Raw genomic sequence first — 20143 nt, 5'->3', positions numbered from 1 at the left:
ACCGGTTGTAGCCCACACGATGTGTGTGGGTCGTCACTCCGAGTCCGGGAATCCCATGGACGCCTTACAGATTGGCCGCCGAGTCCGATACTGGCGCACGCGGCGGAACATGACGCAAGAGACCTTCGCAGCCTTGATGAACAAGAGCGTGCGGTGGGTCGAGGAGTTCGAGGCCGGCCGCCGCCAGGCCGACCCCCAGCTGTCGATCATCCGACTTGCCGCCCTGCGCCTGAACATCACGCTGGAACGCCTGTTGAGCGATCCCGTCGATGCCGAGTGCATCGAGGACAGCGAGATCGAGGCCGTCCGCCGTGCGCTGCACCGGCACGACGTGATCACCGGATCGTGTGACGACTCCTCCGCCGAGCCGCTACCCGTCGAGCAGCTGTACGCCAGCCTCACGCACGCCCGACTCGGCTTCCAGGCCGGGCACTTCGCCCAGCTCAGCGGAGCGATCCCGAAGCTGCTCGTCGACACGACCCGGGCCGCTCAGCGACACGAGGGCGACGACCGGCTCGTGTCGTACGAAGTGCTGTCGCTCTCGCTGGAGTTGACCGAGGCCGCCGCCATCAAGTGGGGGTCCACCGAACTGGCGGTCATCGCCGGGCACCGTGCGGTCGCCGCCGCCGAGCGCAGCGAGAACCCCGTGATCAAGGCGAGCGCCGCGCGGCACCTCGGCGACGCGATGACCAACCACGGCCAGGCCGCCGAGGCCGCCGAGTTCGTGCTCGCCGCCGCCCGGAGGCTGGAGCCCGAGCTGCTGCGCAGTGGGCCGGACGGTTTCAGTGTGCTCGGGATGCTCTACCTCAAGGCCGCCATGGCAGCCGCGGCCGCCGCCGAGGCCGACGACCGCAATCCCGGCCAGCACTCCCGCCGCGTTCCCGACCACCTCGGTCAGGCCAAGGAGCAGGCCGGGCGCCTCGGAGGGGACGACAACCGGCTCTGGACTGCGTTCGGGCCGACCAACGTGTCGCTGTACACGGTCGCCGCCCACGTGCAGCTGTCCGAGGGGGCCGACGCCCTGGCCGTCGCCGCCAGCATCACGCCCGAGGCGTTCCACAACCTCCCCAAGGAGCGCCGGGCCCACCTGCTCGCCGACCGGGCACACGGCGAGATGCAGGCCGGACTACGGGAGGAGGCCGTCGCCACGCTGCTCGACGCCGAGGAACTGGCCTCGGAAGAGGTCCGGTGCCGGCCCCGCACGAGAACGCTCGTCGAGAACCTGCAGCTGCTCGGAGCCGGTTCTGCCGAGGGCCGGTTGCGCGCACTCGCTGATCGCTGTGGACTGCCCGGGTGATGAACCGCACCCTGTACCTGATCGCGTGCGCGGCCCCGCCCGCGCGCCGCCTCGAAATCCCCATCCGCGCTGCCCAGAAGGCCGGTTGGGACGTCTGCACCATCCTGACCCCGTCCGCGTACCGGTGGGCGAGCGAGGACGCCGTGGGCGAGGTCGAGGCCCTGCAGCAGCTCACCGGGCACCCCGTCCGGCACCAGTACAAGCTCCCCAGCCAGCCCGACGTCCTCCCGTCGCCGGACGCGATGCTCGTAGCGCCCCTGACATCCAACACGCTGAACAAGTGGGCCGCCGGGACGTCGGACACCCTGGCGTTGGGGCTGATCACCGAGGGGATCGGGCTGCAGATCCCCACCGTGGCGTTGCCGCACTGGAACGACGCCCAGGGCCTGCACCCCGCCGTCCCGCGCAGCGTCGAGACCCTGCGCGCCGCCGGCGTCACCATCCTGCTCGGGGAAGGCGGGTTCGTCCCGCACAAGCCGAGGCACGGTGACCTCGACGCCTACCCGTGGCAGGCCGCCATCGACGCACTGCCCGCAACCGCCTGACCTGACCGGACAACCGTCTCCCACGGGAGACACCCGCCCCGATTTCTCCATGGACATGGGGCAAAGCTGGAGAGACGCGGGGGCTCTGCCCCCACACCCCCGGCCCTACTCGGAGGGGGTGGGGGACGCGTCGCGATCTTGCGGTGAGTGGGGTGTGGGGGTGTGGGTCGCGGTGCGGCCCCCTCCTCGACCGGGCCCCCGAGGGGAGTCGAGCCCGCGCCGGGGCGCAAGGCCAAGCCGCTCCGCGGTCGCCTACGGCGAGCCTTGCACCCCACCACGGTCCCGACTGCGCAGAGCGCGCCCGACCGAGGAGGGAACCACCCCGCTCAGGCCCGACGTACGGCGGACCGCCGCCGGAGGCCGAGGCAGCCCGCCGAAGTTGACCGGTCCTCAACAGGCCCAGCGGATACGGTGCGTAGGTGCAGATGAACGGGGCGCAAGATCGACCGGGGACCGCGCTGCTCATTGCGGCCGCGCCCACGGGCAAGGGCAAGTTGACCGAGGCGAGCAGCGTGATTCCCGTGCTCGCCGCCGTACCGCCGGCCGCGCTCGCGGGCACCGCGGCCGCCACGCTCATCGAGCTGGCGGACCCGACCGACCCGCAGGCCGTCCTTACTCGAGTACGGGGAGCCGCCGCCACCGAGGGCCCGCTCACCGTCGTGCTCGTCGGCCAGCTGCAGCTCGACCACCGGCAGCGCGTCGTGCACCTGGCGCTCGCCCGCACCACGCCCTCGACCATGAGGTACACCGCCCTCCCGTGGCCCTGGCTCGTCAGCGAGCTGCAGCAGCGCCGCCCGGACACGACCGTCCTCTACGTGGACCTGGTCTGCGACGCCGAGGTCTGGCAGCTGCTCGACGAGGAGCCGCTCGACCTCCCCGGCGGAGCCCGGACGTACGGCGTCATCTCCCCGCCGCCAGGCCGCCGGCGCATCGCCCACCCCGCCTACACCCACGCCCTGGCCCAGATCCTGCGCACCGGCCAGCGCCCCGACCCCGACCGGCTGCACCACGAGATCCTCCGCCGCGCGGCCGCCGTCGAGGGCGCGCTCGTCCTCGGCCCCGAGCGGCCCACGGCCGCCGTGAACACCCAGCTCCCGCCGTCGCGCCCGGCCCCCGCTGTTCAGGCCCCCGTGCGTCCGGCCCCCGCCCTGGCGCCCATCCCGGCGCCTGCTCCGGCCCAACTGCAGGCGCCCGTCGCGCAGATGCCCGCGCCGCCCGCCGGCCCCGGCGCGTTCCAGGTCCCGCCGCCTCCCACGTTCGACCACACCCGGGCCCCGGCGCTCCCGCCCCAGGTACGGCCTGTCAGCCCGGCACCCGTGGTGCAGGTCCCGCCGCCACCGCCGCGCGCCCAGCGCGAGGTCTCGCCCGTCTACGTGCCCAGCCCCGACGTGCCCGTACAGGCCGACCCGCACGAGCGGATCGCCGCCCTGGCGCAGGCCGGCCGCCACCAGGAGGCCGCCGCCCTGGCGGTCGCCGCCGAGCAGCACGCCGTCCGCACCTTCGGCGCCGACACGTTCGCAGCGGTTCACTGGATCGAGGTACGCGCCCATCTCGCCTCGGTTGCCAACGACCCGGGCCAGTCGTGCGCGTTGTGGCTCCAGGCCGCTCAGACCCGCCTCGACACGCTGCAGCAGGCCCCCGACGCCCACGACGTCGAGGAAGCCGTCGACCGCGCCCACTACCAGTGGGACCGCATCCGTGACGCCGCCCAGGCCCGGAACCTCGCTCCGCAGCTCGTCGCCCAGCGCCGCCGAGTTCCCGGACGTCAACACGCCGCCCTCAACGCCGTCCAGAAGAAGTTGGAACGGCTGAACAGCCTGCCCACAGGCTGATTGACGGCCCGTGAGCTGCGGTCCGCCTGACGGGACGCCGAGAGAGGTTCTCGCCCGGCAGACGGGAAAATTCGACGCGACACGCGTTTGATGTTGAAACAGTGACCCTGAGTATGGGTAAGATCGTTTCCATGCCAGGAGTACAAGGAAGCCCGCACCCCAAGACCACGGAATTCAACCGGGGTCGGGACATGCGTGCCACCGTCGTGCTGAAGCCCGGCGAGAGCGCTCGTAGCCACTACGAGGAGCTCGTCAAGGCCATGGGAGTCTCCGGGGCCCAGGTGCTCCGGGAAGCCCTGGCCGAGCTGCACCGCAAGATGCTTCCCCAGCAGAAGGCAACGCAGCAGAACGACCCCGGACATGCGGAAGGCCCCGGCTCCCCAGCCAGGGCCTCGCTTGTCTAGGGGGGACCTCGAATCCCTCCCCAGGGAGAGGTCCCGTCGCGCCGTACAGGTGATCAACAAATAAATCCCGTAAATCCCGGCTGACTTGCCAATCAGCCACCCCCACTACCCCGGGTTGATCGAGCGCCAACTCAATCGCCCACAGAGAACAGGAGGCAAACACCCAGAACCTACAAAACCCCAGGTCAGAGCCGGTTTCCCGGTTCTTTTCCCAGCAGGCCCTCCGTCGGAGGGTCCCGTTTTTGTTGCTTTGTAGACCCAGAAGGTGGTGTCCCCCATCGTAGCGGACAGCTGCGGTGTCAGCCCAGTGCGCCCAAATTCCGGTGTGTCCACTCCGGGGGCCGCTCTCGGCGTGTCGCGTACGGATGCAGGTACCCAGGAAAGCCCCGTGCTTGTCCTGCGGGCCCCCGTGCTCAGGCTCACCACCCTGTACCGGATCGCTGAGATCGCGCGGTACCGCGGAATGCTCCCCGAGACCAAGTTCCGCCTGATCAAGTTCCTGAACACCCAGCGCCTCGACCCCATGACCGGCCGCATCGAGGGCCGGTACGGCACGGACCAGGTGGACGGGGGAATGGCCCTGGCCGAGCGCTACGCCTGGCAGTTCGGAGTCGGCCCAGACCGGTTCTGGGAGGACCTTAAGGGGGTCAAGGCGTACGGCCTGGCGGAGCAGGTCGTGAAGCCTGCCCCGGGCCGCCGCGCGGTGTACGCGCTCGTCCTGCGCGCCGATGCTATCCCCTCCGACCTCCCCGAGGACCTCATGCGCGAGCTGCGTGTCTGGGACCTCCCCGAGGCCGAGGACCCGGACGAGGATGCCGCCTACGGCCACCTGTCGGCCCGACCGGCCCCGGCCGTCGAGCCGTTCGTCGTACGCGGCGAGAACCGCGAGACCCAGCAGCTCATCACCGAGCTGGCCGCCGCTCCGCTGTGGGAGCACCCGGCGGACAGCCCGGCCGCCGCCGTCGCTGAGGAGCTCAGGACGCAGTGGCAGCGCGCGTCCCGTGCCGTCGACCCCTGGCCCGGCTGGGAGCCCGCAGAGGAGCCGCAGGCCGCCCTGGTGGCCCCCGCCGTGGTGAAGCCCGCCCCGGCCCCGGACCTCCGCTGCATCGCCGTCGCCGACCGCGACCGTGCCGCCGAGATGACCGCCCGGATCCACCGCCTGATGGCAGTTGGGGTTAATGGCAAAACGTCCCCTCTATACGCGAGGGGGTTCTCACAACTAGATGGTTTTACTTCTAACGGTAGTAAGTGGCTGAACCGGGATGAAGAGATGGAAAAAGCAGAAACGACGCCTTCGGCGGCGACTGGAAAGAGGACTGGCCAGGCGTTCGGGGATGACCTCAGCTCCGTTGCCAGGAGCGTCATGCGCCGCGTGTGGCACTCGTGGAGGGTCCAACTCGGCCGTGGGGTGGTGTTCTTGCCTTCCGGCACCCCGGAGGAGCTCAGCCGGTCAATGACGGGCGATGCCTGGTCTGACCTGCACCACACGATCACCATTGCCCTGCGCCGGTCGACCGAGTCCGAGCTCGTCGACCTGCTCACGAGCAACATCGTCCGGCGCAACGAGTGGGGCGAGATCACGTTCCGGGCCGAGAACTTGGGCCGTCTGGCTGGGTGGCGCCTGTGGAAGCTCATCAACTCCCGGAAGAACGCCCACGGCCACGGTCCGCGCCGCGAGGTCAAGGTCGCCGCCCACGTCCAGGTGTGGGACGAGGCCACGGCCGAGGAGCGCGACCGTATCCGGAATCGTGTCGAGCAGGTCCGTGAGCTGGACAAGCAGCGCGAGCAGGTCCGCGTCGAGGAGCGCCTGGCCGAGCGTGCCGAACGGCGCGAGCGCTGGGGGCTGCACCGGTTCGAGCAGCCCGAGATCCGTGGGACGCAGCCGGAGCCGCGCCGCTGGGCCCAGCAGCCCGAGGAGGTCCACCTTGAGGAGCTGGCAGGCCAGCGCCGCGTGCCGTCGAAGTCCTCGCGTGAGGCGGACGCCAGTTGGCGGGCCGCCCTGGCCAAAGCCCGCGCGGAGAAGGCCGCCCGCAAGGCCCTCGGTGGAGGGTGATCCCGCTACGCTTCCCGGCACGTCGATCACCGAGGAGGACCAGCTCATGCCCGTGAAGGACGGTTGCCCGAACTGCGGAGCCGCGAGGTCGCCCAAGGACAGCAAGTTCGGTGCGTGCGCGAAGTGCGGAGCCCGGCAGCGATGAGGACCAGGACGACGCCGGTACGGTGAACGAAGACCGGAGACGACCAGGTCACCGGCACAACGAGGGGAGCGGGCCATGGCACTGGCCATCCACATGAGCCCGGAGGTCGAGGCCCTGCTCGGTCCGCAGATGGCGCTGCAGGCCCGGGGCATCAGCGAGGGCACGTGCATCGAGTGCAGCCAGCCGCTCGACGCCGGACCGGTCAACGTGGTCGTCGGCCAGGGCCCCGTGGGCGCCGGCGGCATCTGGTTCGTGCACGACCGCTGTGCGCCGTCGAGGATCATCGAGCTGAACGCCGAGGCCGAGGCCGCGCTCGTCATGCCCGAGGACGGGTTCAACATGACGATGACCTCGGCCGTGATGGACGGCTCGCCCGTGCTCATAGCCCGGATGGCCGCGACGCCGTTCACCGACTCCGGCACCCACGGCGCCGAGCCGCGCAACATCTTCATGCAGGCCATGCTGGAGAACGGCTTCCACCTGGTCACGGCCGAGTTGGACGCGCCGCCGCTGGGGGAGTGGATCGCAGTGTTCCAGCCGTACGGTCGCGACCTGCAGCTCATCGTGCTGAGCCCGACCGGGGAGAAGTTCTTCCACGGCACCCTGGCCAAGCCGCCCGCCGGGTGGGTCAAGACCGTGCTCGCCGAGCGCCAGGTCCTGCTGCTCGGCGGAGACATCGGTGGCCTCAACGGCGACGCCGACCAGCAGCGCGAGGCCCTGGCCGTCGCCGCCAAGGGAGGTCAGCTGGCCGGCGCCCGCATCGCGTGCGGCCGACCCAGCGACTTCAACCTCTCCTGACGGTTCAGCCGCCGGCGTTGTGGAGGCATCCGCCGACCATGGCGAACAGCATGAAGGCACCGATCAGCCGCCACGTCCACTTGCGCCCGAGCAGCTGAAAAATCAAGAACACCATTGAGGGCCCCCTGAGTTGACGTCAGGGGGCCCATTGTCGTCCGGATGATCCACCGCCCGCCAGACGATCCCCGGATCTCCCCGCAGCGCCGCCCGAAAGAGGCAACGGGCAACACCGCGAAGTGTCTAGCGCCGCAGGTCAGTTGGCCCGACCGTAGAGCCCATGCCCCAGTTACGAATCGTCAGCTTCGGCTACGGACACAGCAAGCCCAGGCCCAGCTGTGCCCTGATGTTCGACGCCCGCCACCTCACCGACCCGTACCTTTCCCCCGCCCTGCGCGACCTCGACGCCCGCGACCCCCGCGTACAGCGAGCCGTGATGCGCACGCCCGGCGCCCAGGCCCTGCTCGCCGCGATCGTCACCGCCGCCTACCAGCTGCTCGCCCAGGCCGCCGACGACGAGACCGTGACCATCGCGGTCGGATGCGGGGGAGGTCGCCACAGGGCCCCGGTTTTGGCTTCCCGGGCAGCCGCCCAGATGGACCACCTCGACGAGCTCCGCGTCCAGGCCGTCCACCGCGACCTCGACGAGCAGCTGCTCGCCGCCGGCGCGGGCGACGCCGCGGCGTAGGGAAGACTGACCCAGTGCCCCGGCGGTGCGCGTCCCGCCGATGCTGCCCGCCGCCGGGGCCGTCCCCTATATAAGGGGAGTGGCCCCGGCGCCCGACCGGACGAGGCCGAAGAAGGAGCCCAGCACCGTGACCCTGCAGAACGGCGTGCGGATCTACCAGTTCGTACGCGACCGCCTCGACGACCAGCGCGAGGAGCAGCACCCCCACGGACACGAGGCGTACGTGGACGCCTGGCGCAAGGCCGCCGGTCTCAGCCAGGACCACGCCACCGCCGTCCAGAACGGTGACACCGACGAGGCCGAGCGCGCCCTGCAGGAGCTGTATGCGATGGCCGACGAGTGGAAGCACCACCCGGAATATCCGGCCGCGCCCGCCGTTCCTCCCGCCGCCTGACGTCGTTGATCAGGACGTGAAGTCGTTGTCCACCGTCGCGGCGCCGGGTGTAGCCGAACGGGCCGAGGCCCTGGCCGATGCCGCGTGCGAGCTGCACGACACCGTCAGCACTCCGGCCAGTTGGAGCGCGGACGCCGTCGAGGACGCGGTCGAGTCGATGGAGACCACCGCGCTCGCCCTGGCGGTCGCGCACCCCGAAGCCGCCGCGGCGATGTTCGCCATCGGGCAGCAGCTGGCCCAGCTCCGTGAACGCCTCGGCCTCCCGCCCGGCGAGCACCCGGGCGCCGGCCCCACCGCCGACGAGGACCAGGCCGTCGACCCACCGACGCCGATCCGGTCCCGCCGACGCGGCCTCGGCCCCGGCTACCGGGGCGTGCGGATTCCCCCGGGCCGTACCGCGTCCGGGTCGTAGGCGAGTAGCGTCGATGCCAGAGACGAGGAGGTCACCGTGACAGCGCAGCCCGACCACCAGCCCGACCGGTCCACCGGCTTCAACCCGCCCATGGGCACCCTCGGCGAGTTGCGCGAGGCACTGTCCGCGTGGGGGTTCCCTGGCGACCGCCAGCGGTTCGAGCAGGAGCTCGACGCGGCCGACCTCGACGACCTGACCAAGGTGCGCGAGCTCGCCCAGGCGTATCGGCACCGTGTCCTGCTCCGGTACGACGCCCAGGGCATGGCCGCGCTCGCCCGGACGACCGCCGACGTCGAGGACGAGCTCCGCCGCAAGCTGGCCGAGGCCGGCGCCCGGTGAGCCACGCGTTCTACTCCGACGCTGCCGACAAGGCACTCCGCGATCTGTCGCCGAGCGAGCAGGCCGCCGTCGAGTCCGTCCGCCGCGCGTTGGAGGAAGACCCCGATCCGGAACATGCCCGCGGCCTCCCGGACGCCGACCCGCAGTCGGAGAGCTACGTCATCGAGCTGTTGCCCGAGCAGACGCGCGGGCGCGGGATCTCCGTCGTCTACCGGTACAGCCAGGAGCTCGACTCGTCGCTCATCTTGTGGTTGATCGCCGGACCCTGACCAGGGGACGACTCCGCACAGGGAAAGGGGCCTGCTCACCCGAAGGTGAGCAGGCCCCTTTCGTTGGTCGAGGCCCCGGGCCCGGGAACCGCCAACCACTCGTCAGGCGAGCGCCTGAAGTCATGACTTCACCAGGGGAAACGACCGGGCCGAGGGAAGGTCACGCGCCGCCGAGGAGGTCCAGTTGGCCGGGCACGGATTCGCTGCCGTCCCGGAGGTCCTGCAGAGTCCGCCGCCGTCCGGCCCTCCCAGCCGGGGCCCCGGGCCGTTGCTCCTCACCGCCGCTCGCGCCCCGGGCCTGAGCGAGGAACCCACGGACACTCGCGGCCTCCCGCTCCAGGGTCGCGCGGGTGACGTCGTCCAGGTCGACGTGCGCCAGGGCCTCGGCGATGCGGAGAGCCGCCCGCAGGCCGATCTCGAACTGGCGACGCGTCCAGTCGAGTTGCACCTCGTGCAGGTCCTCGGTCTGCTTCCGGTCGAGGGCCGCCCGTTCCGCCTCACGCTTCATGGCGGACACCGACCGCGCGGCCGACGCCGGCACCACGGCCGCTACCGCCTTCCCGTGCCGGGTCAGGTAGGTGACACGGTCCCCGTGCTGGGCCGCCGCCGCCAGGTCGCCGAGTTCCTTGCGTGCTTCCCGCAGGCCGATCTCGTGTCGGTCGGCCCCGTCGCCCGGGGCGGTGCTCACTGTGCTCATTGTGTACACAACGCCTGTCCGGCGATCACGGACACGGGCCGCGGCCGCCGTCGTCACTGCGGCGGCAGCCCGCACGGCCCTTGATGGAGACGGAGCTGGGGGCAGGCGCGGCCGACACGGTCGATCCACCGCGAGCAGCGGATCGTGAACAGCTCTCCGGGCGGGATGTGCCAGAGGGCACCGTCCCGTTCGCGCTCCCGCTCGGACGGCTGCTCGGCGACGCGGACGACGTCGCCCACGGCGAGGCTCAAGTCGACGCCGTTGTCGAAGGCGACGCCGTACGGGAACGGGGTGACGTACTGCCGCACCCGGATCACACGGCCGAGCGTCCCGGCGGGCACGTCGTAGGGGACGCGGCAGTCTTCACCCTCCGCCTCCAGGTCCTCATCGACGTACGACCCGCGCAGCCGTCGGCCGGCCGCGACACGGTCACCGTCGCGCAGGAGCAGGGAGCCGACCCTCACGCGCCGGACCAACTCCAGCTTGTCCGCCAGCGAGAGCTTGTCGAGGACGTCGTCGAGCGATGTGGTCATGCCCCCACCGTAGGAAGACGACGGAGGGCTTAACCCACGTTTTTGAGATCTTGGTCGTCGACACCGAGACGCCCTTGACACTCGCAGCGGATGCGACCCGGCCCCCTCGGCGAGGAACATCGGAACGGAAATTGGCGGTAGCGGCGATTCCGCTTCCAGACCGGGCACCCGGTGCTGGACTCCGGATAAGCTCACTTGTCCGGAGTCCAGAAAGCCGCATGACGGGCACTCAGGGGAGACCATGACGAACGCGGATCAGTCGGTCACGACGAGCACCACGGACCGTCAGGTCGTCATCCCGCCGCCCGGACGGTTCGACGCGGAGACCGAGGCCCGGCTCGACGGCATCGACCGCGACGCGACGAAGCACGTCGAGGACAACCGTCCGGCGAAGACCCGCAACGGGTACGCCGCCGACTGGCGCGCGTGGGAAGCGTTCTGCAAGGAGACGAACCTCCCGCCCCTGGCCGTCCGGACAGGCACGCTCGTGCTGTTCACGGAGTGGTGCTGGATTCAGCCCGGCTACAAGGCCGGGTTGTTCATGGCGCCCTCGACCATCGACCGCCGACTCGCCGGCGTCGTCGTCACCGGCCGCCGCCAGCACAAGCTGCAGCTGGCCGTCGACATCGCCGAGGAGGCCCGCGCCCTGCTCAAGTCGAAGGTCAAGGCGATGGAGAAGAAGGGCGAGGAGCGCGGCCGAGGCCAGGCCCCGGCCCTGCTCGTACGGCACATGGAGCGGATCGTCCGCATCCTGCCGGACGACCTGTCCGGCATCCGCGACCTGTCGATGATGACCATGCACTTCGCCATCGCCGGACGCGAGCACGAGGTCGGATGGCTCCGCGAGCGGCACGTCGCCGAGGACCCGGAAGGCCGGGGCCTGATCGTGGACGTGCGGATCAGCAAGAACTACCCCCGCGTGGTCCAGGTGCCGTACGGCTCCCGCGCCCACCTCTGCCCCGTCCGGGCCTGGCGCCGCTGGCGCGAGGCGTCCGGCATTGGCGCCGACCCGGACGGGTTCGCCTACCGGCGCCTGCACTCCCGCCACCACACCGTCATGGAGGCCGGCCTCGACGCCGAGGCCGTGGGCGATGTCATCACCCGGCTCGCCGACCGCGCCGACCTCGACATCCGGCCCACCGGGCACAGCCCGCGCCGGGGGCTGGTCACCGAGTCCTCCCGCGCGGGCAACCCGGACGCCGTGGCGGAGAAGCAGGGCGGTTGGGCCAAGGGCTCCAAGGTGATGCGCACCTACCGCGAGGACGACGACGGGTTCGCCGAGAACGCTCTGCACGGCGTGCTGTAGGCCCACCCCGCGAGGGCTTAACCCACGTTTTTGAGATCTTGGTCGTCGGCACCGCGATGCCGTGGCCGCCCCACACCGCAGCAGCTACGACCGGCCCAGTTCCTCGCGCGCCTGCAGGCCGTACTCCCACAGCTCCGATTCCTCCGGTCCCGAGACCATCCAGCCGTCCGCGACGAACTGGCGGACCATCCGCTGCAGGAGCTCCCCGCCCCGCGACGTCCCCAGAGAGACGTGCAGGACGATGGTCGCGCTCGGCTCGGTGTAGCTGTCCCACCAGGACGGCACCGCGCCGTCGCGCTCGGGGACCAGGTGGTGCTCGACGAACCGCACCGGCAGCTGATTCGGGCCCGGCAGAGGCACCGCCGACTCGCGGTCGGCGACCCGGAGCGACGCCGCCATGAGACGGGTACCCACCGCCGGCACTGCCGCCGCCCGGTATCCCTCGGTCCGCTCGGCGGAGCCGAGGAAGCCCTTGGAGGGCTCGCCCTCGATCACCTGCTCGTAGAACTCGACACGTACGCCCAGATCGATCATGGGGCGATCCTGGCACAGCGGGCAGGCCCGCAAGGGCAGTTGAGCGGTTCCCTCACCTCGACCGCCCTCGGTCGAGGAGGACCTCGGCACCCCCGGGCCGAGCGGCGAAGAGTGTCTCCGCCGATACCTTGCTCCGCGCGGGAGCTCCCCTTCTGTCCCAACTTGCTGGCCCTCGGTCGAGGTCAGGAATCTGAAACCCGCGCAGGTCAGGACCTTCGTCGAGATGGACGCGGGGCGTCCCCAGCTCTCACGCTCATGGTCGTGGCCGCCTTGGCCGGCGCACGCCGAGATGCGGGGGAACACCGCGGCGTAGGCCGTGGCCGTCCGCTCCGCCTCGGTCGGGGCAGCGCAGTCCATGACTCGACCGTACGACCGCGCTCCGAGCGGCGCCAGCCAGGACAGGGCACCCTCCCCAGCGACCCGAGCGGCTTCCTGTTTTCGGCCCTCATTTGAGGTCGGATTTTTAGAACTTCCCCAGGTCAGCACCGGGGACTGTTACCGCGCCGAGCGTTGCCGATCTTGGCCGTCGAGCGCGGCCGCGGCCCGTCCGTGGGGCGCCCGAGCTCCGTAATCCTCCGTGGCCTGCACCGTGCGCGTCTGCAGGTGCTCCGGGCTGGAAAGGACGGCCAGCGGCGAAGGGAGGGGGGTCGGTGGCGGACGGGTCGCCGTCTGCCTGGCCGGAGTGGGGCCGATCGCCGTACCCCCGCCGTCGCGGATGCACGCGCGTGAGGCGACCGCACCGCCGGCCGTGGCTGAGGGGGAGCAGCTGCTGCCGCGCGTCACGCGGGGGCCGTCGTGGTCGCTCCGCGTCGGTGCCGGTCCGCTGTGGCCGAGGAGCGTGTCGTCGCCGGTCGGCTGAGGCCCGTGGGGAGCCACCGCCCACGGCCGTCGCGGCGAGCACGGCGGTCCGCACGGTTGTCGATCTTCACCCCCTCCAATTCAATCCATTTCATTCCATCACCACAATGCAATGCATTGACGTAATGCATTGCAATGCATTAGACTGAGGGGGCCGCGAAGGCGACGAGGAGGACGAGATGACCGACCTGGTGACCGCGTACCGCACGGCCCCCGGCCTGTACGACGAGGAGCAGGAGCTCGTGCGGACGATGGCCCAGCTCCCGCTGCGCGAGCGGCTGTTGCGCCGTGCCGCGCTCGCCGACCGGGGCACGCTCGACACCCCCGAGGTGGACGGCAAGGCCCTGCAGTCGATCCGCTCGGCCGCGCTCAAGCTGGCCGCGCACGACCAGGCGCACGGCACGGGCGCCGGCCCCATCGCCGCGGCGACGATCGGCACCGACTCCCCCGCCGCCGCCCTCCGGTCGTACGTCCGCCAGGAGTACGCCGCGTGGAGCTCCCCCGCCGCGCCGTCCGTCTGGCTCGTCACCCGGGCCGAGGACCCCGGCGCGATCCCGTGCGTCGACGAGGCGACCGCCCGCGCGTACGCCGAGGAGCGGTACCGGGAGGATGAGGACCCCACCGCCCCCGCCGCCCTGCGCTGGGACGACGACGGGGAGTTGATGGACGACTCGCTCCCCAGTTACCAGGGCACCGGCTGGACCGTTGCCGAGACGTCCGTGATCCGCCCCGCCGACCTCCCCAACGCCCAGTAGGAGCAGCAGAGATGTACGACGAGCGCACCGGCAAGAACACGAACACCCGGATCGAGGAGGCCGCCGCCTCCGTCCAGGTCACCCCGGCACAGAAGGCCGCCGCCTACTACCTGCTCGACGACCTCATGGCCGTTGCCCAGAAGCACGGCGTGCAGCTCAGCGACCTCGACGCCTTCACCAACCTGCCCACGGCCTGCCTGCAGGTCGCGAGCACCCTCAACCTCACCGCGGAATAGGAGCCCCTGAGATGAGCGAGCAGACGACCGAGCAGGCCGGGCAGGCCGAGAAGGCCGCCGACGAGTGCGCGTTCCCCGAGTGCCACCGCAAGCGGGTCCCGAAGGACCCCGCCGTGCGCGGGACGCCGCCGAAGTACTGCGACGACCCCGACCACAACGCCGCCACGGCGTACAAGGCCAAGCACCGCAGGCCCGCCGGCCCCGGCGCCCAGGCCATCCAGGAGGAAGACACCGACCGTCCGGTGACCGGCTCGGCCGCCACCGCCGTACTCGTGCGCGAGTCCGTCCTCACCGCCGTCCGTGAGCTGGGGGAACAGCTCCCCCGGTACGTCGAGCTCATGGAGCGGGTCGCCGACCCGGAGGCCGCCGAGGCCCAGGTCGCCGCCGCCGAGACTCGCGCCGAGGCCCGGATCGCCGAGGCCCAGGAGGAGCTCGTCACCGAGCGCGGTCGGCGGGAGAAGGCCGAGCGCCGGGCGAAGAACGCCGAGCAGGCCAAGACGGAGGCCGACGAGGCAGCGGAGGAGGCGCTCCGTCAACTCGACGAGGCCAAGGCCAGGTTCGAGGCGGAGACCGCGCGCATCCAGGAGGAGGCTGACGCCGCCGTTGCCGAGGTCGAGCGGCAGCGGGACGAGCAGGTTGCCCAGGCCGTCACCGACGCCGAGACCCGGATCGCCGAGGTTGAGGAGCGGACCGCCCAGGAGGTCGCGGTCGCCGAGGAGAAGGCCGGGAAGGCCGAGGTCGAGGCCGCGCGCAAGGTGGCGGAGATGGAGGAGATCGTCGAGGCGGAGAAGAAGGCCGCCGCGCAGGTTAAGGCCGACTCCGTCCAGGCCGTCGAGAACGCCAACGCCCGCGTGGTCGACGCGAACGGCAAGGTCGAGGACGCCCAGGCCGCCGCCCGCCAGTCCGCCGCCGACGCGAACACCAAGGTCGCGGCGGCTGACTCCGTGGCCAAGGCCCTGCGCGAAGAGGTCGAGCGGATGGCTACCGCCGCCCAGACCCGGGACGCCCGCATCACCACGCTGGAGGGCGAAGCGAGGGACCTGTTCGGCCAGCTGCGTACGGCCGACACCAAGGTCCGCGACGCCGAGGAGAAGGAGCGCGAGACCCGGCGCCAGCTGGAGGAACTGCAGGCCCGGAAGAAGTAGATCCCGCCAGGCGCACGTAGATCCCGCCAATCATGCGCAACCAGGTTGCGGAGCGATGAACTTATGCCGCAACCTGGTTGCATGACGAACACTCAGGAGACCGTCGCCATGGCGCCGAAGCTCACCGTCCGCGAGACCACCGCCGACCAGGTGCCGCCCATCCCCGACGGGGAGAAGGCGCGCAAGTACATCGAGAGCGAGGGCCGGTACGCCGAGGGCAACATGCACTCGGCCGCCGGCCACTACCAGAAGCTCGTGCTGCACGTCCGTACCGGGGAGTTCTACTTCTACTGCGACGACTGGCGCGTCCGACGTGACCCGAACAAGGACGACAGGTTCCCGCCGTCCGAGGGCGTATGGGCCCCGTTCCACTGGCTCAAGGTCGCCGACATCCTGTTCTGGACGATCGACTCGCACAACGTCGTCGTCGAGCGCCCGTTCCTCACCGTCGAGGAGGGCAACGCGTTCGCCCGCGAGGTCGCCCCGCTCGCCGAGGCCCTGCTGCTGAACCTGCAGCCCGTGCCCGGCACCGACACCTACGACTGGAGTGCGGAGGCCGCCAGCGCGGGCATGGACATCCAAGCCGCGTGCAGCCGCCACCAGTACCCGCCGAAGGGCCGCCGCCCGGAGCTCGTGAACATGCACGAGGCCGTCTCCGTCCTCCCCCAGCTCGTTCAGGACCGGTGGGCCACCCTCGACGACAAGCACCTCGACGAGGAGGCCGAGCACCTCAACCGGTCCGGCCTGCACCGCAACCCCGCCATCGCCGAGGACCTCGGATTCGATCCCAAAGCCCACCGTGCCTCGATCCTCGGCACCCGGGCGTGGCTGTACGAGCACCGCCTCAAGGCCGCCGCCGGCCGCCCGATGCAGAGCGCCGCCGCCTTCCTCGCCGAGCACCCCGCGCTCGTCACCGCCGACACCACCAACGCCGAGCTGGAGATCGTGCCGGAGCGGGCCCGCGTGGCCGCCGAGGCCGAGGGCATCCTGCTGCTCAGCAACACCCAGTACGCGGCCCGAGACCGGCGCGAGCAGCTCCGCAAGGAGGTCCTCGACGAACTGGCGACGTACGGCGAGGCCCGCGCCGCCGCCGAGGCCGCCGTGAAGAAGAACCGCTCAGCCGTCTACGCCCGCCTGTACCGCGCGTTCTCGTGGGAGGAGCGCTACGAGGGCAAGCCCGCCGTCAGCGACACCGACCTCGGCAAGTCGGCCCACATCAGCCGCCAGGCCGTGGCCAAGCTCCGCGAGCAGCTCGACGAGACCGCCGCCGATGAGGAGACCCTCAATGCCTGACCCGATCACCGGCGAAGGGTTCGACGCGCCGTCCCCCGAAGTCGCGTACATGGGAGCCCCGGAGATGCTGCACGAGGTCGCCGAGCTCACGGCGATTGCCGAGCGCCTGCAGGTCGAGGCGAGCACCGCCTCCATCAAGGGCGAGACGTACGAGCCCGACGAGCACCAGGAGCGCCTCTACCTGCTCCGCCGTGCCGCCCTGTCCGACCGGCTCTCACTCGCGCACCCGGACGTCGAGGACTTCCTGACCGACGCCGTACAGCTGGCCCACCGGCTCGCCGAGTTCGACCGCGAGCACGACACCCACGTCGGCCCGATCGGCCCCACCGCGATCGAGTGGGACCCGAGCCACCGCCCCTACGTCCGCCAGGAATACGACCACTGGGGATGGTGACCACCACCCCGCCGTACCGCCCACCCCGACGAGTGAGGAGCACATCAGCATGGCGTTCGACTACAGCACCAGCGAGTTCCCGTGGGTCACGGTCGAGACGTTCGGATTCACCCGAGGCGTCCCCGAGACCGTGACCGGCTGTCTCTTGGTCGACCTGCGAGGCGTCACCTTCGACGACCCCGCCAACGAGGAGGCCCTGCGCGGCCGGGACGGCAAGGACGCCGACGTCGTCCAGTACGTCCTTGCCTCGAAGGGGGCGTTCACCAAGCTGTCGGAGATCACCCGCCAGGCCAAGGCCCTGCTCGACTCCAACGCGACGCGGAACCTGACGCTGCGAATCCTGATCGGCGACGACAACGGCAGCACCAGGGCGGTCGTCGTCGGCGACGCCGTCGCGGAGGTCCTCACCGCCCGCGGCATCCCGACCGAGGTGGAACACCGCCACCTGCCCGAGGCCGCCCAGAAGTGAGCGTGTCCGGGACTGCTGATATCAGCCCCGGACACGCCCCTCCAGCACACCACATCCGGCGGGGCCCGCACCATCGTGGGCCCCGCCCCCACCAGTGAAGGGACCCCATGTCCACCACCCCCGCCGACGCCTACGAGTTGCCGCCGGCCTCCCGGCTCGCCGACGTCCTGCAGGCGCTGATGACCGAGTACCCCACCGACGACGCCGAGTTCTCCCCGGACGCGGTCGCCGCGGTGCTGACTGTCATGCCGCTGCACGGCGACGACCAGGGCATCGCGGTCGAGGTCCCGCTGCAGGCCGGTCAGGTCGAGTGGCTGACCGACTTGCTCAGCAAGGAGTCGGACCACTGCCGCAACTCCCACCCGGACGAGAGCGGGCAGTGCGGGCACTGCGCCGGCACCGGCTCCGCCCGACCCACCTCTGTGATCGGTCCCGCCGACCCCGCCGCCGACCGCTCGCTACGGTGGACCCCACCGCAGCAGCACTGAACACGGGGAGGCCAACGCCATGTTGATGGCAGCGGACAAGGGCGATATCAACACGATCATCGGGGGCATCGCACCCGACTGGGGGCCGTTCGGCGCCCTCGGCACCGAGGCGAAGACCATGGTCCAGGTCGTCATGGCACTGGCCATCCTGATGTGCCTGGCCATCGCGATCTGGGGAGCGGCGAAGCAGCGGATCGGCGCCACGGCGATGCGCGACACGTTCAGCGCGGAGCAGGGCAAGGGCCTGATCATCGCCGGACTGGCCGGAGTCTTCATCATCGGCTCGCTCGGCACCGTCTTCACCATCGTGTACGGCATGGCCGTCTGATGAGTCCCGAGTCGGTCGTCCCGTGGGCCGCCCTGGCGGCTGACCCCGCGACCGTCGAGAGCTACCGGGCCAAGGTCTACACAGACCGGGGCCCGGACCTCTGCCACTACTTCCTCGGCGCGATCAGCAGCTCCGGCCACGGCAAGCTCCGCGCCGGGTCGAGGAAGACCGGCACCTCCCGCGTGGTCACCGCGCACGTTCTCGGCTACGTGATCGCCAACGGCGCCGCCGCCCTCCCCGAGGGCCACGTCGTACGGCACACCTGCGACGAGTCCAGCTGTCAGCTCCCCGCCCACTGGGTGGCCGGCGAACGGCTCGACAACATCCGCGACTACTACGCCCGCAGCCACCGGGCCGGGCACGCGCTCGGCGATGTCCGGGGCCCGGACGGACGCGCCACGGCCATCCGCGACGCGATCCTCGGCGCCCTGGCGACCGGCGCCGACGTCGAGGTGGCCATCGCCGCCGCGATTGCAGCGGGTAACCCCTCGGGTGCCTCCCAGGAGACCCTTTTCTGAACTCCCCTGGTAACAGTTGGAACCGCCCGTACGTTGATCAAACCCCATGCACATGGAGGCAGGAGCGACCGTGAACGTCCCGAAGACCGACCCGGGCCGCGAGGGCACCCGGATGATCGCCGCGCTGGAGAAGTGCTGGGCCGCGATCCAGAAGCACCACCCGGACGTGCCGCCGGTCCTGTTCATCAGCGGAACCGGAATCGCGCGCAGGCAGACGGAGAAGCCCCGCACGTCGACCGACGCACCCCGCCGCCGGCACTACCCGACCCGGGGTCACCACTGGGCCGACCGGTGGGCCGTGGCCGAGCACGAGGACAGGCTCGCCGAGCTGTTCGTGGCCGGAGAGACGATCCGCGACGGGGGCGAGGAGATCCTCAAGACCGAGCTGCACGAGGCCGCCCACGCGCTCGCCCATGTTCGAAAGATCCAGGACACCTCCAAGGGTGACCACCGGTGGCACCGCAAGGAGTTCGCGGCCCTGGCCCGCGAGGTCGGACTCGAACCTCCGCGCAAGAGCGAGAAGCCGTTGGGTTTCTCCAACTGCACGTTGACCGACGCGACCCGCAAGAAGTACGCGTCCGTCATCCGCCAGCTCGACGCCGCCGCCCTCCCCGGCCTCGGTGGCGACGACGAGGACGCCGCCGTCGAGGAGGAGCCCACCGAGCCGGAGACCCCCGGCTCGACCAACGGCAAGCGGGTCAAGGTCACGTGCGGGTGCGAGCCGGAGCCGCGGGCGTTCCCCGTCACACCGAAGGTGTTGGCGGAGGGTCCGATCATCTGCGGACTGTGCGAGCAGCCGTTCACCCTCCCCGCCGAGGCCGCCGACGAGGAGGACCAGGAGCAGCCCGCCGACACCGTGCCCGGCCCCGAAGCGGAACCCGACTCCCCCGCCGCCGAGTTCACCGTCGCCCTCCCCGAACCCCGCCCCGCCGAGGCCGTCGAGCCCCGGGATTCCCCCATGGACATGGGGCGCTGACTCGCCCGGACCGGCCGCGCTCGCGCGGCCCACGGCCGCCGTGGTGCCCGTGCGTTTCCCCATGGACATGGGGCGCAGCCCAGCGCCGGCGCGCGAAGCGCGCGGCGGAATCGGCCGCCGCCGACAAACACTCCTGGTAACAGTCGAGGCCCGCCCCCATGTTGGGGGTCGGGCCTCAGCTCGTCTCTGGCGAGCGTACAGGGGCTCGTGCGGCTCGTCGAGCCTTGCTCTTCTGAGAGGCGCTCAAGCCGCCCTCTCAGACTCTCCAGGCACCGTCTCCCCCTACAGCTCGAATCCCTACCGCACCTCAGAACCAACACCCACTTACCGCCGTCCAGCACCATCCGCATCCATACAGCTCAGCCCACTACAAACCCCTCTCCTACCGCCTCTCATCCCTACTGCTACAACCTCTACTACATAACACACCTAGGCATTCT

The 20143-nt window shown here is 71.0% G+C and carries 25 protein-coding genes; 22 read left to right on the top strand and 3 right to left on the bottom strand.

Features of this window, described 5'->3' with window-relative positions; translation table 11 throughout:
* The first annotated feature begins 109 nt into the window (after positions 1-109).
* The 11 genes from OG252_RS52105 to OG252_RS52055 all read left to right on the top strand — a co-directional run bounded on the left by OG252_RS52105 (position 110) and on the right by OG252_RS52055 (position 9173).
* A complete protein-coding gene (locus OG252_RS52105) occupies positions 110-1297 on the top strand; it encodes an XRE family transcriptional regulator (protein ID WP_329345529.1) in 1188 nt (395 codons plus the stop codon).
* Positions 1297-1842, top strand: a complete 546-nt coding sequence (locus OG252_RS52100) for a flavoprotein (protein WP_329345528.1) — start codon at positions 1297-1299, stop codon at positions 1840-1842. The genes OG252_RS52105 and OG252_RS52100 overlap by 1 nt, the downstream gene beginning before the upstream one ends.
* 425 nt (positions 1843-2267) lie before the next feature.
* Positions 2268-3674: a hypothetical protein gene (locus OG252_RS52095; protein ID WP_329345532.1), complete on the top strand. Its 1407-nt coding sequence runs from the start codon at positions 2268-2270 to the stop codon at positions 3672-3674.
* A gap of 131 nt (positions 3675-3805) precedes the next feature.
* Positions 3806-4078 carry a hypothetical protein gene (locus OG252_RS52090; RefSeq protein WP_329345527.1) on the top strand — a complete coding sequence of 91 codons (273 nt, stop codon included), beginning with the start codon at positions 3806-3808 and terminating at the stop codon, positions 4076-4078.
* Positions 4079-4466: 388 nt separating this feature from the next.
* Positions 4467-6131 carry a hypothetical protein gene (locus OG252_RS52085; protein WP_329345526.1) on the top strand — a complete coding sequence of 555 codons (1665 nt, stop codon included), beginning with the start codon at positions 4467-4469 and terminating at the stop codon, positions 6129-6131.
* 220 nt (positions 6132-6351) lie between these two features.
* The gene (locus OG252_RS52080) at positions 6352-7074 is read left to right on the top strand and encodes a hypothetical protein (protein WP_329345524.1); all 723 of its coding nucleotides are present in this window, start codon (positions 6352-6354) and stop codon (positions 7072-7074) included.
* 277 nt (positions 7075-7351) lie between these two features.
* Complete coding sequence (locus OG252_RS52075) at positions 7352-7759, top strand: RapZ C-terminal domain-containing protein (protein ID WP_329345522.1); 408 nt, start codon at positions 7352-7354, stop codon at positions 7757-7759.
* 127 nt (positions 7760-7886) lie between these two features.
* Positions 7887-8153: a hypothetical protein gene (locus OG252_RS52070; protein ID WP_329345520.1), complete on the top strand. Its 267-nt coding sequence runs from the start codon at positions 7887-7889 to the stop codon at positions 8151-8153.
* A gap of 16 nt (positions 8154-8169) precedes the next feature.
* Complete coding sequence (locus OG252_RS52065) at positions 8170-8565, top strand: hypothetical protein (protein ID WP_329345518.1); 396 nt, start codon at positions 8170-8172, stop codon at positions 8563-8565.
* A gap of 36 nt (positions 8566-8601) precedes the next feature.
* Positions 8602-8904 carry a hypothetical protein gene (locus OG252_RS52060; RefSeq protein ID WP_329345516.1) on the top strand — a complete coding sequence of 101 codons (303 nt, stop codon included), beginning with the start codon at positions 8602-8604 and terminating at the stop codon, positions 8902-8904.
* Complete coding sequence (locus tag OG252_RS52055) at positions 8901-9173, top strand: hypothetical protein (RefSeq protein WP_329345514.1); 273 nt, start codon at positions 8901-8903, stop codon at positions 9171-9173. Before OG252_RS52060 ends, OG252_RS52055 begins: the two co-directional genes overlap by 4 nt.
* 160 nt (positions 9174-9333) lie before the next feature.
* Here OG252_RS52055 and OG252_RS52050 read toward each other — a convergent pair whose 3' ends face one another.
* Both OG252_RS52050 and OG252_RS52045 read right to left on the bottom strand, forming a co-directional pair.
* Positions 9334-9861, bottom strand: coding sequence for a type II toxin-antitoxin system prevent-host-death family antitoxin (locus OG252_RS52050; RefSeq protein WP_329345512.1), 528 nt, complete (start codon positions 9859-9861; stop codon positions 9334-9336).
* A 62-nt stretch (positions 9862-9923) separates the two neighbouring features.
* Entirely contained in the window at positions 9924-10403 is a 480-nt protein-coding gene (locus tag OG252_RS52045) for a hypothetical protein (RefSeq protein WP_329345510.1), read from the bottom strand.
* Between the two features lie 241 nt (positions 10404-10644).
* Here OG252_RS52045 and OG252_RS52040 point away from each other — a divergent pair, with 241 nt between their 5' ends.
* Entirely contained in the window at positions 10645-11709 is a 1065-nt protein-coding gene (locus OG252_RS52040) for an integrase (RefSeq protein ID WP_329345509.1), read from the top strand.
* 84 nt (positions 11710-11793) lie between these two features.
* Here OG252_RS52040 and OG252_RS52035 read toward each other — a convergent pair whose 3' ends face one another.
* Complete coding sequence (locus OG252_RS52035) at positions 11794-12243, bottom strand: hypothetical protein (protein WP_329345508.1); 450 nt, start codon at positions 12241-12243, stop codon at positions 11794-11796.
* A gap of 1037 nt (positions 12244-13280) precedes the next feature.
* Here OG252_RS52035 and OG252_RS52030 point away from each other — a divergent pair.
* The 10 genes from OG252_RS52030 to OG252_RS51985 all read left to right on the top strand — a co-directional run bounded on the left by OG252_RS52030 (position 13281) and on the right by OG252_RS51985 (position 19703).
* The gene (locus OG252_RS52030) at positions 13281-13856 is read left to right on the top strand and encodes a hypothetical protein (RefSeq protein WP_329345507.1); all 576 of its coding nucleotides are present in this window, start codon (positions 13281-13283) and stop codon (positions 13854-13856) included.
* Between the two features lie 11 nt (positions 13857-13867).
* A complete protein-coding gene (locus tag OG252_RS52025; RefSeq protein WP_329345506.1) occupies positions 13868-14092 on the top strand; it encodes a hypothetical protein in 225 nt (74 codons plus the stop codon).
* Between the two features lie 11 nt (positions 14093-14103).
* Positions 14104-15237, top strand: a complete 1134-nt coding sequence (locus tag OG252_RS52020; RefSeq protein ID WP_329345505.1) for a hypothetical protein — start codon at positions 14104-14106, stop codon at positions 15235-15237.
* An 81-nt stretch (positions 15238-15318) separates the two neighbouring features.
* A complete protein-coding gene (locus OG252_RS52015; RefSeq protein ID WP_329345504.1) occupies positions 15319-16530 on the top strand; it encodes a hypothetical protein in 1212 nt (403 codons plus the stop codon).
* On the top strand, positions 16523-16924 hold the full coding sequence (locus OG252_RS52010) for a hypothetical protein (protein ID WP_329345503.1): 402 nt from the start codon (positions 16523-16525) through the stop codon (positions 16922-16924). The genes OG252_RS52015 and OG252_RS52010 overlap by 8 nt, the downstream gene beginning before the upstream one ends.
* A 49-nt stretch (positions 16925-16973) precedes the next feature.
* Positions 16974-17393: a RapZ C-terminal domain-containing protein gene (locus OG252_RS52005; protein WP_329345502.1), complete on the top strand. Its 420-nt coding sequence runs from the start codon at positions 16974-16976 to the stop codon at positions 17391-17393.
* A gap of 107 nt (positions 17394-17500) precedes the next feature.
* Positions 17501-17881 (top strand): hypothetical protein, encoded by a 381-nt coding sequence (locus OG252_RS52000; RefSeq protein ID WP_329345501.1) that lies wholly within the window; start codon positions 17501-17503, stop codon positions 17879-17881.
* A 19-nt stretch (positions 17882-17900) separates the two neighbouring features.
* A complete protein-coding gene (locus tag OG252_RS51995) occupies positions 17901-18209 on the top strand; it encodes a hypothetical protein (protein WP_329345499.1) in 309 nt (102 codons plus the stop codon).
* A complete protein-coding gene (locus OG252_RS51990) occupies positions 18209-18727 on the top strand; it encodes a hypothetical protein (RefSeq protein ID WP_329345497.1) in 519 nt (172 codons plus the stop codon). The genes OG252_RS51995 and OG252_RS51990 overlap by 1 nt, the downstream gene beginning before the upstream one ends.
* Before the next feature lie 70 nt (positions 18728-18797).
* Positions 18798-19703, top strand: coding sequence for a hypothetical protein (locus OG252_RS51985; protein WP_329345495.1), 906 nt, complete (start codon positions 18798-18800; stop codon positions 19701-19703).
* Positions 19704-20143: the final 440 nt, after the last annotated feature.

The organism is Streptomyces sp. NBC_01352, assembly GCF_036237295.1.
GTDB classification, from domain to species: Bacteria; Actinomycetota; Actinomycetes; order Streptomycetales; family Streptomycetaceae; genus Streptomyces; species Streptomyces plumbiresistens.
Note: the sequence above shows the minus strand (reverse complement) of the source record. Positions and strands in the feature narration are given on the sequence as shown.

Bases quoted from the DNA above. Each gene is read 5' to 3' on its own strand.
- OG252_RS52040 (WP_329345509.1), top strand. From the start codon at position 10,645: ATGACGAACGCGGATCAGTCGGTCACGACGAGCACCACGGACCGTCAG.
- OG252_RS52005 (WP_329345502.1), top strand. From the start codon at position 16,974: ATGGCGTTCGACTACAGCACCAGCGAGTTCCCGTGGGTCACGGTCGAG.
- OG252_RS52090 (WP_329345527.1), top strand. From the start codon at position 3,806: ATGCCAGGAGTACAAGGAAGCCCGCACCCCAAGACCACGGAATTCAAC.
- OG252_RS52075 (WP_329345522.1), top strand. From the start codon at position 7,352: ATGCCCCAGTTACGAATCGTCAGCTTCGGCTACGGACACAGCAAGCCC.
- OG252_RS52105 (WP_329345529.1), top strand. From the start codon at position 110: ATGACGCAAGAGACCTTCGCAGCCTTGATGAACAAGAGCGTGCGGTGG.
- OG252_RS51995 (WP_329345499.1), top strand. From the start codon at position 17,901: ATGTTGATGGCAGCGGACAAGGGCGATATCAACACGATCATCGGGGGC.
- OG252_RS52030 (WP_329345507.1), top strand. From the start codon at position 13,281: ATGACCGACCTGGTGACCGCGTACCGCACGGCCCCCGGCCTGTACGAC.
- OG252_RS52010 (WP_329345503.1), top strand. From the start codon at position 16,523: ATGCCTGACCCGATCACCGGCGAAGGGTTCGACGCGCCGTCCCCCGAA.
- OG252_RS52015 (WP_329345504.1), top strand. From the start codon at position 15,319: ATGACGAACACTCAGGAGACCGTCGCCATGGCGCCGAAGCTCACCGTC.
- OG252_RS52095 (WP_329345532.1), top strand. From the start codon at position 2,268: ATGAACGGGGCGCAAGATCGACCGGGGACCGCGCTGCTCATTGCGGCC.
- OG252_RS52020 (WP_329345505.1), top strand. From the start codon at position 14,104: ATGAGCGAGCAGACGACCGAGCAGGCCGGGCAGGCCGAGAAGGCCGCC.
- OG252_RS52100 (WP_329345528.1), top strand. From the start codon at position 1,297: ATGAACCGCACCCTGTACCTGATCGCGTGCGCGGCCCCGCCCGCGCGC.
- OG252_RS52035 (WP_329345508.1), bottom strand. From the start codon at position 12,243: ATGATCGATCTGGGCGTACGTGTCGAGTTCTACGAGCAGGTGATCGAG.
- OG252_RS52000 (WP_329345501.1), top strand. From the start codon at position 17,501: ATGTCCACCACCCCCGCCGACGCCTACGAGTTGCCGCCGGCCTCCCGG.
- OG252_RS52045 (WP_329345510.1), bottom strand. From the start codon at position 10,403: ATGACCACATCGCTCGACGACGTCCTCGACAAGCTCTCGCTGGCGGAC.
- OG252_RS52025 (WP_329345506.1), top strand. From the start codon at position 13,868: ATGTACGACGAGCGCACCGGCAAGAACACGAACACCCGGATCGAGGAG.
- OG252_RS51990 (WP_329345497.1), top strand. From the start codon at position 18,209: ATGAGTCCCGAGTCGGTCGTCCCGTGGGCCGCCCTGGCGGCTGACCCC.
- OG252_RS52080 (WP_329345524.1), top strand. From the start codon at position 6,352: ATGGCACTGGCCATCCACATGAGCCCGGAGGTCGAGGCCCTGCTCGGT.